General features: G+C 40.6%; 18 protein-coding genes. 16 read left to right on the top strand and 2 right to left on the bottom strand.

The annotated features are described in order from the left end of the window. The first annotated feature begins 309 nt into the window (after positions 1-309). The 13 genes from DQW11_RS17535 (at position 310) to DQW11_RS17475 (ending at position 11,669) form a co-directional block, all read left to right on the top strand. The gene (locus DQW11_RS17535; RefSeq protein WP_113925410.1) at positions 310-1,446 is read left to right on the top strand and encodes a fatty acid desaturase family protein; all 1,137 of its coding nucleotides are present in this window, start codon (positions 310-312) and stop codon (positions 1,444-1,446) included. A gap of 342 nt (positions 1,447-1,788) precedes the next feature. Then, entirely contained in the window at positions 1,789-2,700 is a 912-nt protein-coding gene (locus tag DQW11_RS17530) for an alpha/beta fold hydrolase (RefSeq protein WP_113925409.1), read from the top strand. Between the two features lie 22 nt (positions 2,701-2,722). After that, a complete protein-coding gene (locus DQW11_RS17525) occupies positions 2,723-3,361 on the top strand; it encodes a hypothetical protein (RefSeq protein WP_157966139.1) in 639 nt (212 codons plus the stop codon). A 39-nt stretch (positions 3,362-3,400) separates the two neighbouring features. Then, complete coding sequence (locus DQW11_RS17520; RefSeq protein ID WP_113925407.1) at positions 3,401-4,246, top strand: sulfurtransferase; 846 nt, start codon at positions 3,401-3,403, stop codon at positions 4,244-4,246. 29 nt (positions 4,247-4,275) lie between these two features. Next, on the top strand, positions 4,276-4,653 hold the full coding sequence (locus DQW11_RS17515; RefSeq protein WP_113925406.1) for an iron chaperone: 378 nt from the start codon (positions 4,276-4,278) through the stop codon (positions 4,651-4,653). A 160-nt stretch (positions 4,654-4,813) separates the two neighbouring features. Next, on the top strand, positions 4,814-5,104 hold the full coding sequence (locus DQW11_RS17510; RefSeq protein WP_113925405.1) for a hypothetical protein: 291 nt from the start codon (positions 4,814-4,816) through the stop codon (positions 5,102-5,104). 260 nt (positions 5,105-5,364) lie between these two features. Next, entirely contained in the window at positions 5,365-5,871 is a 507-nt protein-coding gene (locus tag DQW11_RS17505; protein WP_113925404.1) for an RNA polymerase sigma factor, read from the top strand. Positions 5,872-5,875: 4 nt separating this feature from the next. Further along, positions 5,876-6,526, top strand: a complete 651-nt coding sequence (locus tag DQW11_RS17500; RefSeq protein WP_113925403.1) for a hypothetical protein — start codon at positions 5,876-5,878, stop codon at positions 6,524-6,526. Positions 6,527-6,624: 98 nt separating this feature from the next. Beyond that, complete coding sequence (locus DQW11_RS17495) at positions 6,625-6,981, top strand: bleomycin resistance protein (RefSeq protein WP_113925402.1); 357 nt, start codon at positions 6,625-6,627, stop codon at positions 6,979-6,981. A gap of 140 nt (positions 6,982-7,121) precedes the next feature. Next, positions 7,122-8,000 (top strand): N-acetylmuramoyl-L-alanine amidase-like domain-containing protein, encoded by an 879-nt coding sequence (locus tag DQW11_RS17490; protein WP_232826786.1) that lies wholly within the window; start codon positions 7,122-7,124, stop codon positions 7,998-8,000. A gap of 14 nt (positions 8,001-8,014) precedes the next feature. Then, positions 8,015-9,904 (top strand): serine hydrolase domain-containing protein, encoded by a 1,890-nt coding sequence (locus DQW11_RS17485; protein WP_113925401.1) that lies wholly within the window; start codon positions 8,015-8,017, stop codon positions 9,902-9,904. A 164-nt stretch (positions 9,905-10,068) separates the two neighbouring features. Then, a complete protein-coding gene (locus DQW11_RS17480; protein ID WP_113925400.1) occupies positions 10,069-10,959 on the top strand; it encodes a hypothetical protein in 891 nt (296 codons plus the stop codon). Positions 10,960-11,168: 209 nt separating this feature from the next. Further along, entirely contained in the window at positions 11,169-11,669 is a 501-nt protein-coding gene (locus DQW11_RS17475) for a hypothetical protein (RefSeq protein WP_113925399.1), read from the top strand. A gap of 95 nt (positions 11,670-11,764) precedes the next feature. Here the strand turns inward: DQW11_RS17475 and DQW11_RS17470 are convergent, their stop codons facing one another. Further along, positions 11,765-12,625, bottom strand: a complete 861-nt coding sequence (locus tag DQW11_RS17470; RefSeq protein ID WP_113925398.1) for a serine hydrolase — start codon at positions 12,623-12,625, stop codon at positions 11,765-11,767. Positions 12,626-12,691: 66 nt separating this feature from the next. Here DQW11_RS17470 and DQW11_RS17465 point away from each other — a divergent pair, with 66 nt between their 5' ends. From DQW11_RS17465 to DQW11_RS17455, 3 genes are all read left to right on the top strand, one after another. Further along, positions 12,692-13,519: a LytR/AlgR family response regulator transcription factor gene (locus DQW11_RS17465; protein WP_113925397.1), complete on the top strand. Its 828-nt coding sequence runs from the start codon at positions 12,692-12,694 to the stop codon at positions 13,517-13,519. 98 nt (positions 13,520-13,617) lie between these two features. Continuing rightward, positions 13,618-14,238 carry a hypothetical protein gene (locus DQW11_RS17460; RefSeq protein WP_113925396.1) on the top strand — a complete coding sequence of 207 codons (621 nt, stop codon included), beginning with the start codon at positions 13,618-13,620 and terminating at the stop codon, positions 14,236-14,238. A 3-nt stretch (positions 14,239-14,241) separates the two neighbouring features. Next, entirely contained in the window at positions 14,242-15,414 is a 1,173-nt protein-coding gene (locus DQW11_RS17455) for a serine hydrolase domain-containing protein (protein WP_113925395.1), read from the top strand. 435 nt (positions 15,415-15,849) lie between these two features. Here the strand turns inward: DQW11_RS17455 and hisB are convergent, their stop codons facing one another. Beyond that, positions 15,850-16,944, bottom strand: coding sequence for a bifunctional histidinol-phosphatase/imidazoleglycerol-phosphate dehydratase HisB (hisB, locus tag DQW11_RS17450; RefSeq protein WP_113925394.1), 1,095 nt, complete (start codon positions 16,942-16,944; stop codon positions 15,850-15,852). Positions 16,945-16,953: the final 9 nt, after the last annotated feature.

Genomic DNA, 16,953 nt, shown 5'->3' with positions numbered 1-16,953 from the left:
CTTTTTTTATCCAAATAGGTAGGTGAAAATTTCCTTTCCATACACCCACCGCAGTTTTTACTAATCGTTGGGCTGATTTCAAGAATATCAAAATAGTTTGGCATGAAATAAGAATTAAATTTTTTGTAGGGAATATACATTAATAATATATTTTAACTTTTTGCAATAATTCAAATTTATATTTTGCGAAATTTGAATTAATCTTTCAAGAGTTCAAGAGTGGAATTTCTTTTCAGAGTTAATTCCAGGAGCTTATTGCGAATCATTTGCCATTGGTCAAATAATTATTAAATCAAAACCCAAAATCTCATGCCAAGACCGTCAATCCAACAAAAACCATCGGCTATAAAGCCCACATTTAAAAAGCCTGATGTCGATGAGTTTTCCAAAATCCTTGCTTTGAGGGTTGATTATTATTTTAAGAAAACAGGAAAATCAAAAAAAGGAGGTTGGGAGGCCACATTCAAAACGGTATTTCTCTTGGTGCTTTTCTGTGTGTTGTATGCACTGTTGTTGAGCAATCGGTTCAATCCTTGGGGTACATTTTTTATTGCCCTTTTATTTGGCCTTACCCATGGGCTGATAGTTTTCAATATTGCCCATGATGCTTCACACAATGCCCTTTTTCAAAACAATAAGTTGAACAAAATCCTGAGTTATACTTTTAACCTCGTGGGATCAAATTCCTATTTATGGAATCTAAGTCATAATAAAACCCATCATTCCTTTCCAAATATCGCTGATTTTGATCCTGACATCCACCAACAAGCCCCCCTGATCAGAGTGTCCCCTACTGAGCCGTATAGATGGTATAACAGGTTCCAACATGTATACGCCACCTTCCTTTACCTGCTTTTCAGTATTTTCTTTGTATTTGTAAAAGGACTAAAAGAATTTTTCCCCGGCTCTACATCCAAAAGATGGTTAGGAATTGACCATCCACCTCTAAGAGAATACCTTGTTTTGTTTTTTTCCAAAGTGATTTATTTCACTTACACCTTGGTGATCCCCATTTTAGTTCTCGATGTCACATGGCAACAGTTTTTCCTAGGTTACATAGCTATTCACATTATTTTGAGCCTATTCCTGCTATCGGTACTTATTCCGGTGCATTTGGTGGATGAATCTGACTTTGGGACTGTCGACCAAAAAGGTCATTTAGCTGACACATGGACTACTCATATCTTTAAAAACACCATAGATTTTTCTAGAACGAGCAAACTTGCAAATATCCTCTTTGGTGGTCTCAATACCCATATCGTGCATCATATTTTCCCAAATATCTGCCATGTCCATTATATAGCCCTTTCCGAAATTATAAAACAATCAGCAGAGGAATATCATATCCAATACCATGAAGCAACGATGTGGGGTGCCATTATTTCTCATTATAAATTGTTGAAAAGAATGGGTTCAAATGAGATACCTAAACAAAATTTGAATTGAGATTCATCCCGGTTTTTTTCACTATTGGAGAATATGTGCCCAAAAGAAGAAATCAGGATATGACCTGACTCAGATGGTTGTTTCAAATGTTTGGACAAATGTCATATGGGAAAAAATGATTGGCTACCAAATTCCCAAATTGACTGGTAAAGGAGCATATTAAGTAATGGAAGACAGTTGTCCGTCTCCAAGAGGAGATCAGATTGATTTTGATTTTTAAGCCCCAATTCTCTAACCTCGAGTTTGCCTTATCAGGGGAATTTAATTTATATTTAAAACATCTTTGGACTGACTTGGTGCCGGTTAATAAGTATTTTTTGAATTTTCAATCCAATATTTCCTATGAATATCAAGTACAAATCATATTTCAAAAATCCCGAAAAAGACATCGCCTATTTTGAAGATTGGGTCAATAAATTGGAAAAAGAGAATAGGCGAAATTACCAAAGACATGGTGTAAAAACATTTTTGGGGAATACCCATGTTTGGAGTCTCAATGCGGACAAAAAAGACCTTGAAACTTTGGTGATATTTCCCGGAGCACGGACCACGGCTTTGATTTGGGATTTTGACAAAGGATTGGATAATCTGAAAACGAAGCTTCGGATTTTTATGGTTGAGACCAATGGATTGCCCAATCTGAGTGAAGGTGCCACACCTGATATCAAAACCTTGGATTATGGATTTTGGGCAAATGAAGTTTTGGCAGGCTTAGGAATTGAAAAAGCATTTGTTGCGGGCGCTTCTTTTGGAGGATTGATCTGTATGAAGCTCGCTATCACCAATCCGGAAAAAATCAAAGCAGCATTCCTTCTCAATCCTGGTTGCTTGCAACCATTTTCACTGACTTTTTCAAACCTATATTACAACCTTCTCCCCATCCTCAGCACCAATGCCAAAAATGTCCTGAAGTTTTTGGACAAGGCTGTTTTCTCCAAACCAAATCACCGGCTTTCCCCATTCTCTGAACAAATGTTGGTGGATTATGAGGTTTTTGCCATCAGCCGTTATAAGGACAACACCCAAAAACCGTATTATATGGACACCGAACTTGCCAAAGTGAAAACAGAGACCTACCTCCTACTCGGGGACAAGGATTTACTTTTCCCATTTGAAAAGTCCAGAGAAAATGCCCAAAAGCACCTAAGCAACCTCAAAGAGATTAAAATTTTTCAACAAGTGGGACACGGGATTGAGACTTTTGAAAAGGCAATGAATTATATTGGGGTAATAATTGCATCTAGCCAAAAATAAATTCACACCAACCTTTTTTATCATGTCCCAAAACCAAATATCCTTCCTCCTTGGCTTTCTTATTTTGGCGGTCGTAGGCTGTCAATCTCCAAGCTCTCAAGAAAGTACCCAAATTGACAGCGTCCTAACGGAAATCGTCATCCCCGAAGAAATCTACGATCCGGATCCGACTGACACCATTCCGGGAAATCTTTATGGTATCAACAGCAGCGCAAAAGAAACCGCCGAATTAGTCAGGAAGACTGTTCAAACCTTGTTCAAAGATGATCTGGACAAGGACATCATCGACGAATACAGCAGGAAGTTTATCTTCTTTGAATATGACCTCAATGAAGATGGCAACAAAGAAATCATGGTGGGATTTACCGGACCGTACTTTTGCGGTTCAGGTGGCTGTACCCAGATGATTTTGGACCGTGAAGGCAATGTCATCACACAATTCACAGTTTCAGATTACCCTGTTGTAATTGACAATACCAAGTCAAATGGCTGGAAAGACCTGTTCATTTTGTCGGGAGGGAAATACAGGATTGTGAAATTTGATGGGAAAACCTATCCCTCCAACCCGTCTATGCAGCCAGAACTCAAACTTCTCCCCGGGGACGGATTGCCAAGGGCTTTGGATTTTGTCAATGAATCTTATCCTTGGTTCAAATTTTAAGGAATTTGCTTTTCCCCTTTTCCAGATAATACCCACAAAATGAACAAATCTATATCCCCGATCATACCAGCTTCTGATTTACAAACTTTATCAGCTTCGTCAGCATTTGTGCTGATTGACGCCAGATTTGGCAAAGAGAACTACGACAAATCCCATCTCCAAGGCGCTTTGCATGTGGATCTGAACAGTCAACTGTCTGATATCAAGGCGGATTTTGCGGATGGCGGAAGACATCCTTTGCCTGACGCAGCGAGATTCTCCCTACTTTTGGAGTCGCTTGGCATCAGCCCTGACTCTCAGGTAGTCGTCTATGATGACAAAAACGGAGCAAATGCAGCTGCTAGGTTTTGGTGGATGATGAAAGCTGTAGGCCACGAAAAAATCCAGGTTTTGGATGGAGGAATGGATGCAGCGATCCAAGCTGGATTTCCGGTAAGTTCGGAGGTGGAAAAAACCCCTACAAAGGGAACTTACAAAGTGGCCAATTGGAAATTGCCGATTTCAGACATTTCAGAAATCGACAAAGTATTCAAAGACAAAAACTACCTGATCATCGATGTGCGTGAAAATGAAAGGTACCGGGGAGAAAAAGAGCCCATCGACTTGATAGCGGGTCACATACCGGGGGCAGTGAATATCCCTTTTGCATCCAATCTTGATCCTAAAGGATTGTTTCTTTCTCCTGCAGAACTAAAAGCGAAATATGAGAAAGCCTTGGAAGGAAAATCTTTAGAAAACGTCATCGTTCATTGCGGTTCGGGGGTCACGGCCTGCCACACACTGTTGGCCTTGGCGCATGCAGGAATGGAAATCCCCAAACTGTATGTGGGTTCTTGGAGCGAATGGTCAAGGAACGGCAGAGAAATAGCGACAGAATTAGGATAAACTTTTAATTTTTAAACTTCTTTGAACCCATGAAACCAGCCGCCAAAGACACCGACGCTTATATTTCGGAATTTCCGGAGGACATTCAGGAAAAGCTCCAAGTCATCCGAAGCACTATCAGGCAAGCCGCTCCTGAAGCAGAAGAATGCATCAACTATGGCATTCCTACTTTTAAGATTCATGGCAATCTTGTCCACTTTGCGGCATACAAAACCCACTTTGGCTTCTATCCAGGCGCTTCAGGAATAACCGAATTCAAGAAGGAACTTGAGTCATACAACACCTCCAAAGGAACTGTTCAGTTTTCTTTGGACAAACCGCTTCCTTTGGAACTGATCTCAGACATTGTGATTTTTCGTTTGGATGAAAATATTAGGAATGCCAAACCTACTAAGAAGAAAAAGTGAATTTTTGGCCGATCATAAAAACCATTTATGTTTAGTATCAAATGAATTGTGATTAATTATCAGGTTTTCAGCCTATTTGGGAAAACAACCCATGAAAATCGGCGTAAGGAATGGCGTGATGTAATCGAAGAAATCGTCCGAAAATCTAACCAAACCAAAAATGAAAACCTTATTCAAATTCCTTCCCATCCTCCTTGGCTTCTTTGTTCTCACTTCCTGCGGCAACCTCGAAAAGAATGTAGAAGACAAACTCAACAGCATTACTGACAAGGCGTTGAAGCTTGATTCGATTGTAAACAAGGAACTTGACAAAATCAATTCTCTTGATTCGATCATCAATTTGGAAACAGAAAAGGTCAAAGTCCTTGATTCCCTTGTCAACAAATCAAGTTCGAAGGTGGATTCCATCGTCAATGGGAAAATCGAAAAGATTAATAAGATTCTTAATTAGAAAAGAGATATACAAATACATTCTTGGGCCAATGCTTTCGAAAGCATTGGCCCTTTTTATTTTTCAGTGTACTTTTTTTGATTTCCATTTTTATGGTTTTTTTACTTTGGTAGAAAATAATTTTCCAATCCATGTGAGATTTTTTGACCTCAGGCGAATAATTGGGTAAACAACTCCACCAAACCTGATTTCAATCATGGGAAATTTGCCATATTCAACAAAACAAAGTACAGATCCGATCCTACAACCGCAGCCACACCATGTTTACTAGGGATTCGACCTCATTTCTGAAAGTCATAGATGCCAACAAAGGCATCATCTACAAGGTCGCCAACTCCTATTGTAGGGATGAAGAAAACCGCAAAGACCTGATCCAAGAGATCATTTTGCAGTTGTGGCTCAGCTTTTCCAAATATGACCCGAGTTTCAAGCTGAGTACCTGGATGTACAGAATTGCGCTCAATGTGTCCATTTCTTTTTACAGAAAAGAAAGCCGCAGGGGCAGGATCAACCAACCATTTCCTGAGGAAATTATTTCCCTTCCGGCCGAAAAACTCCCGATCGAACAGAATGAAGAACTTGATATGCTTCAGAAATTCATCAGAGAACTCAAAGAAATCGACCGGGCGGTGATTCTCCTTTATCTCGAAGGAAACAGCCAACAGGAAATCGCCGACATCCTCGGACTCACTGTCGCCAATGTCTCGACCAAAGTCTCCCGCATCAAACAGACCCTCAAACAAAAATTTGCTACCATAAACAGATAAAACCATGGAAGAAAACCAACTCCTCGCCCTTTGGGAATCTTATGACCGAAAGCTTTCCCAAAATCTTGTGCTGAATAGACAAAACGCAGAAGAAATCACCAAAATCAAAGTCAAATCGCTCCTTTCCGGTATGCAGCCGATAAAAATCTTTGCCATCATTGTGGGTATCGTCTGGGTGGGTTTTTTGGATCTCATTGTTTTTAACGTTTGGGCATATGCCAGTCCGATGTTTTTGTTTGCGATTGGATTTCACATTCTCCTCACCAAACTTTCTATCGGAGTTTACCTCTATCAGCTCGTGCTGATCAAGCTCGTCGACATCAACAACCCGATTCTAGATACACAGGAGAAGATCGCCAAATTGAAGTCAAGCACCATCTGGATTACCAGATTACTGTTTTTGCAACTTCCCGCTTGGACGGTTTTCTATTGGACCAAAGATTTGTTCCAAAACCTCCATGTATTTCAAATCAGCATCATGGTAGGGGTTGCATTGGGCATGGCCTATCTTGGGGTCTGGCTTTTCAAAAATATCAGGTTTGAAAACCGGGACAAAAAATGGTTTAAGTTTCTATTAAGCGGTAAAGAATGGGATCCGATGATGAAGTCAGCAGACCTATTGCAACAGATCGAAGAAGCTAAAAAGGAAGGTTGAACAGCGGATTTGATTTGCTATCAAAACTGAGTAAATTTAATCGCATAGTACAATCGATTCCTTTCATTTCTTCCACATCTAATTATTCTCCATCAGCCATGCTCACCGAAATCCATCCCAAACTTCCCATGCGTGACAAAGCCATCACAAGGGAATATTACATCAACAAATTGGGCTTTCAGGAATATGGAAATGCGGATTATGATGGCTACCTTATGGTGCAAAAGGACAAAATCCAGCTCCACTTTTTTGAATTTAAGGAACTTGACCCTAAAGAAAATTATGGTCAGGTTTACATCAGGACTGACGATATCGATGGATTTTATCAGTCCCTGTTGGACAAAAAAATTCCCATTCATCCAAACGGGCCATTACAGACCAAACCTTGGGGAATGAAGGAATTTTCTCTCCTTGATCCTGACCATAATTTGCTGACTTTTGGGCAAGACCTTTAGAAAAATAATGGGAATTTGACTCTATTCTGCAACTTTCCAATGTGGGTGTGGAGAATAAGATATTAATGGAATATTTGAAAGTCTACCAACCCTACATTCAATTTAAAAATAGCATGACATTTTCAAAAAAATCATCCAATTTGTCAAAGAACCTTCTTTTATCCATTTTCATGCGGTTGATCCTCTTTATCCTTTTCTTCTTTCCTGTTTTACTAAAGGCCCAAACTGTATGCACTTTGGAAAGCCGTCAAAGGCTAGATTCTGCTCTGAACATGCTTTCTCTTCAGGATCATTCCCAAAAGTCCATGAATGACCTGACCATCGAAATCGGCACTTGGTTTTTGAATACACCCTATGTGGAGAAAACTTTGGAACTACCCGGCGAGGAAAAACTGGTGGTGAACTTGATGGGTTTGGATTGTACCACGTATTTGGAAACTGTGGTTTCATTGGCAAAGACAGCCAAGGCAGGGGAATTTACTTTTGAAGCTTACACCCAAGAACTGGAAAAATTAAGATACCGACATGGGGTCAATGACGGGTATTCTTCCCGTTTGCATTATTTCTCAGACTGGATTTTTCAGAATGAAGAGAAAGGGATTTTGAAGGATATCAGCAAAGAAATCGGTGGAAGTGTCTACGAAAACAATCCATCCTTCATGACTTCCAACCCAAAATTCTATCCACAGCTTTCCAATCCGGATTATATCAATCAACTCAAAGAAACCGAATCTGAAATAAAATCCCGGAAGTATTACTATTTGGCAAAAGCCGAAATAATGACTCACGAAAACAAAATCAAATCGGGAGACTTGATTGCCATTACTACCTCGATGACCAATTTGGACATTGTCCATGTGGGATTTGCCATCGAAAAAGAAGGTCGAATCCATTTGCTCCATGCGAGTTCAGGATCCAAAAAAGTAGAGATTTCGGAAAAGCCCTTGAGTGACTACCTTATGGCTAACAAATCCCAATCGGGAATTATGGTGAGCCGGTTGGTGGCCCTTGCAAATTGAGCAGAATTGATACTATGTTTAAAAAGCCAATATTTTTCCTCCTGACCACCCTCCTATTTCTGAATAGTATTTTTTGTTTTGGAGAATCGAAATACGATTTTCAAAATGATTCAATTACAGATACAAGATTAAACAACCTTAAAATCAACATAAAACATGTCATTTCCCAACACCAAAACCTCAAGGTCGGCATAGCATTGTTAAATGAAGAGGGAAATTTGTGGTTTGAGGTTTTAGGTATTTCAGATCAAGATATTGCTGAAAAGGATACTGAAAATACAATGTTCCGGATTGCCTCTTTATCCAAAATGTTTGTTGCGCTTTCGATCCTTAAGCTTCAGGAAGAAGGAAATTTAAAATTGGAAGATGAAGTGAAAAGTATTGTCCCTGAAGTAAAATTTGAAAATAAATGGGAAGAAGAACATCCCGTAAGGATTATACACCTGCTAGAACATACTACAGGATGGGATGAAATTCATTTGGTAGAAATGGTTCACAATCAGCATCCTCCCATTTCATTGAAAGATGCTTTGGAGTTTCATCCACACTCGAGGACTTCAAGATGGATTCCCGGTACGAGAATGGCCTATTGCAATTCAGGGTATGCGGTTGCGGCATATATTGTCGAAAAGGTAACCGGCTTAAAATATGAAGATTATGTAAGGGAATCGATTTTTAAACCGCTTATGATGAACCATTCTACTTTTTTCAATGATCAAATATTTCAAAAGTGGGGAGCGGAAACATACAATTGGGAAATGAAGGAAATCGCTTACAAAAATGAGCTTTTCCGGCCATCCTCTGCCCTCAATACATCTATTGCTGATATTTCTCAAATCCTACGATTATTGCTAAACCGGGGAATCGTTGACAGTCTGCAATTTTTAAAAAGTGAATCTATAGATCGAATGGAAATTCCTTACAATAGTCCCGGATCAAATATCGGATTGGAATTGGGTTACGGCTTGGGAAACCAAACTTCTATCTACAACAACTTTACCTATCACGGTCATAGCGGTGCTATGGATGGAGGACTTTCGGAATTGGCTTACTTGCCTGAAGAAAAAATTGGACATGTAATATTGATGAATGCCAACAATGGCACTGCAATGCAGGAAATATCTGCCCTGATCCGGGATTTTGAAACTACCGATCTCCCATTAAGACCAGACAAAAAAGAAAAATATCAAGGTGAAATTCATATTGAAGGCGGCTATTATTTGGCTATCAATCCCAGAAATCAAGACCGGTTTTACCAGGACCTGATCTTTAATATTGAAAAAATGGAAGTACATGAGGACCACCTGACCATGGCTTGGATCCTTCCCGGTGGCAAATCAACTTACTATCCTGTTTCTCCAACTGAATACACTTATGGGAATAGCGGAAAGATTGGTTTGGTTCAGGATTCCGATCCTTTGGAAGGTAAAGTGCTTTATACAGAAAGGTTTGTTTTAAAGCCTATATCAGGATTTAGGGTTTTTGGGCAAATTTCCATTTTGGTGATATGGGTAATTTTGATGGTTTTGGGAGCATTTATAGCTGTCTTAACCATTATACTTTTCCTTAGAAATAGGGAAAAATACTTCAATCTTTTTAAAATCTCAATCCTCCCAACCCTTACAAGTTTATTTGCATTCCTGATGTTTTTTATTCCCAGAATGAATATTGATGGCGCAGATTTACTTTTTTCCACGCCAAGTTATTTGTCAATTGGTGTTCTGCTTTTCTCCATCCTTTTTGTGTTGGGGTCACTGACTTCTGCGATTGTTATAATTCTTTCAAAAAGATTACCCCACAGCAAGTTGATAACTTGGCCGATCATTGCGCTCACTTGCTTTCATATGTTGGTTACGATTTTTCTGATTTCACAGAAAGTGATCCCAATGATTACGTGGAGTTGATTTTTTACATAATTATTCAAGGAAATTCTCAAAACCCGGTTGAGGAATATTGATTTTGAAAAAAAGAATTTCTTCATCCTAACTCGTCATCGAAAAAAAATAAAAATAGCCTAAGACCCGGTCCTATTGATTAAATTTAGAAATTATGTTAGCCAAATGAATCCATGAAAAGCCAATCCATAGTCTTTCTTTTAGTAATGATTTTTATTGTTTCCTGTTCCAAGCCGCAGCGCCCGGATGTTGATTTTGAACAATGGGGCAAGTATTGGTTTCAGGGAAAGGCGGAAATCAGCAGTTTTGACCTGACACAATACCGGTATGGAGAAGCGAGGGAAGGCGAATCGGTTTTGATCTTTGTGACGGAGGATTTTTCGAGAAAAAAGCAAGTCAAGTTGGATGATCCGGAAGCTAGCTCTTCAGACAAAATTTCTGTCCTGAAGATGAACCAAACGAGGGATTTTGTGACGGGGATCTATCCTTACCACATGATGATGTCGGCTTTTACGCCTACCATGGAGCCAAGTCAGGGTTTGAAATTTACAGCATCCTCCCAAGAATGGTGCGGCCATACTTTCGCCCAACTCAATCTCAAAGGCAGTGACAGCTACAACGGTAAGATTTTTTCCTACTTCGAAAAAGAAGGAGATGATACGTTTTCTTTTAGCGGGATGGCAGAAGATGACCTTTGGAACCTGATCCGTATCGATCCGAAGCAAATTCCAACAGGAAGTGTGCAGATGCTGCCTTCTCTTTTTCACCAAAGATTCACCCATCAGGAATTCAAAACAGAGGAGGCATTTATCAGGGTTTTGGACCTCAGTGCCGGCAGAAGTCAGATGGAAGTGGCGTACGCTTCAGGAAGCAGGGTTTTGAAACTGGACTTCGAAAAGGAATTTCCATATGAGATTATGGGATGGGAAGAAATCCAAACCAAATCCGACGGAACCAAAGAAATCACCAAAGCCACCCGCAAAGGCCTGAAAATCGTAGACTATTGGACCAAAAACAAGGTTGGTGATGAGTTTCTGAGAAAAGAGTTGAATCTGAAGAATTGAGGTGAAATTTAAGGGTTTTCCACTCCAATTATTCAGAATATAGGCTTAAGGGTACCAAAAAGAATCCAATCAACACACAACCTAATTCTTAAATTTATTCCCCGTCTTATAATTTTTTATTTTTCCTATTTCACTGAATTTCAACACACTGTATCTTGTATTTTTGATAAAAAAGGATTATTTTAATAGAGAAAAAAAATCTATTTCTTATGAAACTAATTCTTATTTTGATCATAATTACAGGTTTCATATTTTCTGAAGCCTGTGCCCAACAAGGAACCGATTTCAAAGAGCCTTCCCAAATGTCTAAGTATGAGTTTTTGGCTATGGCATCAAAATCAGATTCGTTGACTGCAGTTGTCAATATGTTTTTCCGAAAAAGGAAAAGTGCCACTACAACAGGACTGATCGTAGGAGGTAGCGGATTATTGATCGGTCTGGTAGTGACTTCCGCCAATGCTACAGAGGAACTTGCCGGCGCAATATCCGGAGCTTTTACCGGGCAGGTCCCCGAAGAGACCAAAGACCCCGGGGGAGAAATTGCTTTGATAGGACTCGCCGCAGGAACTGCGATTGTGACGGTTGGACGAACCAAGTACACTAAGAATAATTTGTATAAAATATTGTCAGAATATCCCGAGACGAAAAAAATCCCTTCGAAATACGCCAGTAAACTGTTGCCGAAAGACTTTTCTTTTATGGCCAACTAGGAAATGGCTTTACGGAAGTCTTTGAGTTGCTTGCTTTTTTGGACTTGGTTCAAAATTTCTAACATGGGCTAAAATAATAAAAGCAATAGTATGTTTTACCGCTCAAACCATTCCCACAAAACCTTGGAAATCCTTTTTTGCAATAATTGAGCCTCGTTGTCATCTTCCCATCTTTGGTCTTCGTTGTTTTTGGTGGCGAAATAGAAGACATAATCGCCTTTTGGGGCATTGACCATCACGAGTTCAGAACGTGAGGCATTGACCATTCCCTGTTTGGATGCAGTTTGAACTTGGGCAGGGATTGCTGATAGCGCATATTCATCGTAATAAATATTCCCCATCAACCTGTACATGCGGTCCGAAACTGAGGGACTGATGACTTCACCATTGCGGATTTTGACTAAAAGTTGGGCCATTTCCCGTGGAGTGGTTTGGCCCCAACCGTATTTTTTCCAGTCCTCTTCCCTACCGGGAGTTCTGGAATTGACGCGGGTATGTTTGAGACCGAGGCTTTCCATAATTTCATTGATCCGCTCCCCACCACCCGCCAATGCCTGACACCAAAGCGAGGTTGTATTGTCGCTGTAGGTGATCATGAGTGACATCAGCACGCTGAGTTCTGTTTCAGTGCTGTCTTTGAAATATTGCATCAGTCCCGAACCGCCGTATTTGATCGAATCCCTGTAAATCATTTTTTGATGATAAGCCAATTCTCTCTTTTCAATCTTGTCCATCACACCTACCAAAATCGGTACTTTGACAATACTTGCTGTCGGAAATATCGTATCTGCATTGATTGCCGCCTCTTCACCCGTTTTCAGATGTAAGACATAAATGCCTACATCCCCCCGAAAACCTGCCATTTCCTTTTCCAAAACCTGCTGCAGGGATTGTTTTTGGGCAAATGAGAAAGAGGTTGCAAAAAGAAAAACTGCAAGAAAATAAAGGAGACGCATAGAATTTGGTTATTTTGAAATGGAATTTATCTGTGTATTTCCATTAATCCAAATCAACTTTTCCCCATGGCATCACCAAACCTTCTTTCAAGACGAGCATTTTATCATCCTGATATTTGGGTTTTTTTGATAGCCATTCCTTTTATCAGTGCATTCAATTATTATCTCACTTATTCCAATATCCAATTCAACAGTTTTTTACTCCTGCGTTTTACAATTGATACCCTTCAGGGCTATGTAGCTTGGTTATTGGTCAGATGGATTGTTTTCTCCTTGGATCAAAAGATACCCTACAAGCCCGATTTTTTAAGAAGGATTGTCATACAAATGATCAGCACAACTATTGCAGGATTGGCATTTTTGGCTTTGAGTACGGAGTTTCTAAGTATTTTGATCAAAGGTGAAACTGCCCCGATCCACTTCTACACCAAAGACCTGGTAATCATCAGCATCTGGTTTTTTGTGATCAATGGTTATTATGTGGGGATGTTTTTTTACAGGCAATGGGAAAGTGCTGAAACAGAAAAACAAAGCCTCAAACCTGAAATGGATGGTTTTCCGGTGCGCACCGGCAATCAACTTATATTGGTCAAATTTTCGGAAATCGACCTTTTCTTGGTGGAAGAGGATTATGTGCAACTGATTTCCTCTACAGGAAAGAATTACCTTTTGGACCTTTCGTTGGACAAAATAGAGCAGAAGCTTTCTTCAATTGATTTTTTCAGGGTCAACAGGCAATACATGGTCAGCCGACAAATTGTAACAGGATTTAAGCGGCTGGAAAATGGGAAATTGCTTGTTCAGGTAAAATGTGACATCAAATCACCGCAAGAACTCACGGTCAGCCGCACCAAAGCACCTGCATTTAAGAGTTGGTTTTTACCGCAGGGCTGACAGTTCGGGGGGAAATCCGCTACATTTCAGCAATTGGAATCAGGAATTTTTAAATTGACCAGCCTGTCTGTGGTAGTTTTGGAGAAAATTCGAAAGACATGAAAACACGATTTTTACTGCCTTGCCTATTTCTGTTTTTGCTCACGCAAAATGGAAATGCACAGGACGACAAAGCCAAAGACTATCGGAATTTCCCGATTGTTGTCACCCTTCAGTTCCAGGCTTTTGCCATGCCCTTCAAGGACCTGAAGTCCAATTTCAAAAACTTTGGTATCGGCATCGGGACCGAAGTCAGTCACAGTTCCTACCACAATTGGGTACAGAAATTTGACATTATTTGGTTTAAAAATAAAGCCATGGGAAGCGGATTGCTGTTTTCGACACAGGTGGCTTGGCGGCCATACTTGGTTTCCAATTCATTTGCAGAAATCAAAGCGGGGATCGGATACCACATTGCCTTTCGTCCGACGGAATCTTTTATCCAAAAAGAAGGAACTTGGCGAACAGTCCAAAAACAAGGAAAGGGAATGCTAGCCATACCCGTAGGGGTTTCTTTAGGCTATCACAATTACCAATCTGAAACATTTGTGTCCCCATTTGTCGGATACCAGATAATGTTTTTGAAGAATTACAACAAAAGCATTCCTGTCGTTCCTATGACTTTTGTCCAGATGGGAGCCAGAATCCATCCTGTTTATCCAGACCTGACCCAAAATTAAGCCATGAAAAATTATAGCTATTTACTGATTTTCATTTGGGCAATCCTGATCACATACCCCACTTTCGCGCAGGATTTCAATGTTGTCAAATGCAATGATTCCAAGCCTGTTCCTATCCATCCAAAAGCCCTTGCTCTGCAGAAAGCATTGGACAAACTGACGGCTGTAGGAATTCCTGGTGTTGTAGCAGCGATTTATGAGGAAGGAAACCTTTGGACACTTTCCAGTGGATTGGCAAAAATTGAAGGACAGGTTCCCATGCAGCCTTGCCATTTGGTCTACACCCAAAGCATCGCAAAATCCTACATGGCGGTCACCATTGTGCAGTTGGCGGAAAAGGAAAAAATCGACCTAGACGGGAAAATTTCAGATTATTTGCCAAAAGAAATTTTGGCTATGCTACCCAATGCAGACCGCTTAACTGTCAAAATGTTGCTCAACCATACTTCGGGACTTCCTGAATACAATTCTCAACCAACCTACGTCACAAGACTGCTACAGAATCCGGAAAGGATTTTTCAGCCTGTAGAATATATCCAATACATTGCTGGAAAGGAATTGGATTTTGAACCAGGCAGCAGGTATTCCTACCGTAATACCAACTATGTATTGTTGGCTTTGATCGCTGATGGCATTACCGGAGATCATGGGAAATATATGGAGGAGCATATTTTTGAGAAATTGGGACTGAAAAACACCTATTACAAAATCAAACAAGGAGATTCTTATGGTGACAGATTGGTCAATGGGTATTGGGATAGGTACAGCAATGGAATTGTTGAAAATGCTTCTGTGCTACAAAATACCAACGTCGCGTCCATGGTCGGAGATGATGGAATCATCACTACAGCCGAAGAGGCCATCCTGTTTCTCAAAGGATTGATGGAGGGAAAACTGGTTTCAAATGAAAGCCTGACCCTAATGAAAGAATGGGTTTTGGATAAAAACGGAGATCCGCAATATGGCTTGGGATTGGATTACACCGCTTTCCTCCGAGAACCGGCCATCGGGCATAGCGGCGGAGGTTTGGGTTCAGGCAGCCAACTCTATTATTTCCCGGAAAAAGAGATTTATATGTTTTTCGGAATCAACCTCGGCACCGTCACAGACAGTCCGATTCATCAGGAAGCAGAAAAGATTTTGGAGGAGATCTATGGGGTCGTTTTGGGGAAGTAAAAAGGGGTTAATGGTTATTGGTTATTTGGTTAGATGGTTAAGTTGTAATTGTTGTAGTGGTTGTAGTGGTTGTAATTGTGGTCTGCTGCGCGTTGTCAGGTTGTCAGGTTGTCGGGTTGTTGGGTTGGTGACTCGTCATTCTGAGTTTCAAACATTTTCAAAAAAACGTTCAAAAAAGGAATGACTGTTGTACTCCGTCATTCTGAACCGCAGCTTGCGAAGGTGAAGAATCTCTTAATTTAGACACTTCTCCGCCTCGGCGGATCAGTGTGACGACCTGGATATTCACGTCATTAGAAACCGGGGCTTGCGGTGGTGAAGAATCTCATTTTTAATTGAGACATGGTTCACGTCTGAAGACTTGAACAATAAGGTCTAAAAAAAAGTCCAAGTCTGAAGACCTGAACTAATTGAATCAATTGGACAAATTAGCTATTAGAGTATGCCCTTAGTACTTGGCAATTGATTCAAAGCCGAACCATCTTTTGCGACCCCCATTTTGATAGCGCGGGCGAGGCCTTTGAAGATTGCTTCGATTTTATGGTGCTCGTTGGTTCCTTCGGCTTTGATGTTCAGGTTGCACTTGGCAGTGTCGCTAAAGGATTTGAAGAAATGGAAAAACATCTCTGTCGGCATGTCTCCGATTTTTTCCCTTTTGAAATCTGCATCCCAAACTATCCAAGGCCGGCCTCCAAAATCTAATGCCACCTGTGCCAAAACATCATCCATCGGCAACAGGAAACCATAGCGGTAAATGCCTTTTTTGTCTCCCAAAGCTTTCAGGTATGCTTCACCCAAAGCCAAAGCAGTATCTTCGATCGTGTGGTGCTCATCGATATGCAAGTCGCCTTTGACTTCAATCAGCAGGTCAGTTCCACCATGTCGGCCCAATTGCTCCAGCATGTGGTCAAAAAACGGCAATCCGGTATAGATTTCGCATTTTCCTGAGCCGTCAAGATTGACCCGGATATGGATTTCTGTTTCGGATGTTTTGCGAAAAACCTCACCTATCCTTGCCGGCATCCTTAGGAATCTGTAAATCGCATCCCAACTTTTGGTACAGAATGTCGCTTTATCGTCAGGATCTCCGATATAAATGGACTTGGCTCCCATATTTTTTGCCAATTGGATATCTGTCTTCCTGTCCCCGATCACATACGAGTTTGCCAAATCATAGGAACCGTCAAAATACTCCGTGAGCATTCCGATTCCCGGTTTGCGGGTAGGGAGATTTTCATGGTCAAAAGATTTGTCGATGTGAACTTTGGCGAATTTCACACCCTCATTTTCCAAGGTAAGCATCATCTTGTTGTGTGCCGGCCAAAAGTTTTCTTCCGGAAAAGAAGCTGTCCCCATACCGTCCTGATTGGTTACCATGACCAATTCGTAATCACATTCTTCAGCGATTTTTCTCAGGTTGGAAATGACACCTGGGAGAAACTCCAAATCCTCCAAACTGTCGATCTGAAAATCCGTCTGCGGCTCAACGATGATGGTGCCGTCCCGGTCGATAAAAAGTGCTTTTTTCATGATTATAAA

It is taken from the genome of Cognataquiflexum aquatile (genome assembly GCF_003316845.1).
GTDB classification, from domain to species: Bacteria; Bacteroidota; Bacteroidia; order Cytophagales; family Cyclobacteriaceae; genus Cognataquiflexum; species Cognataquiflexum aquatile.
This window is presented reverse-complemented; position numbering and strand designations above follow the sequence as displayed.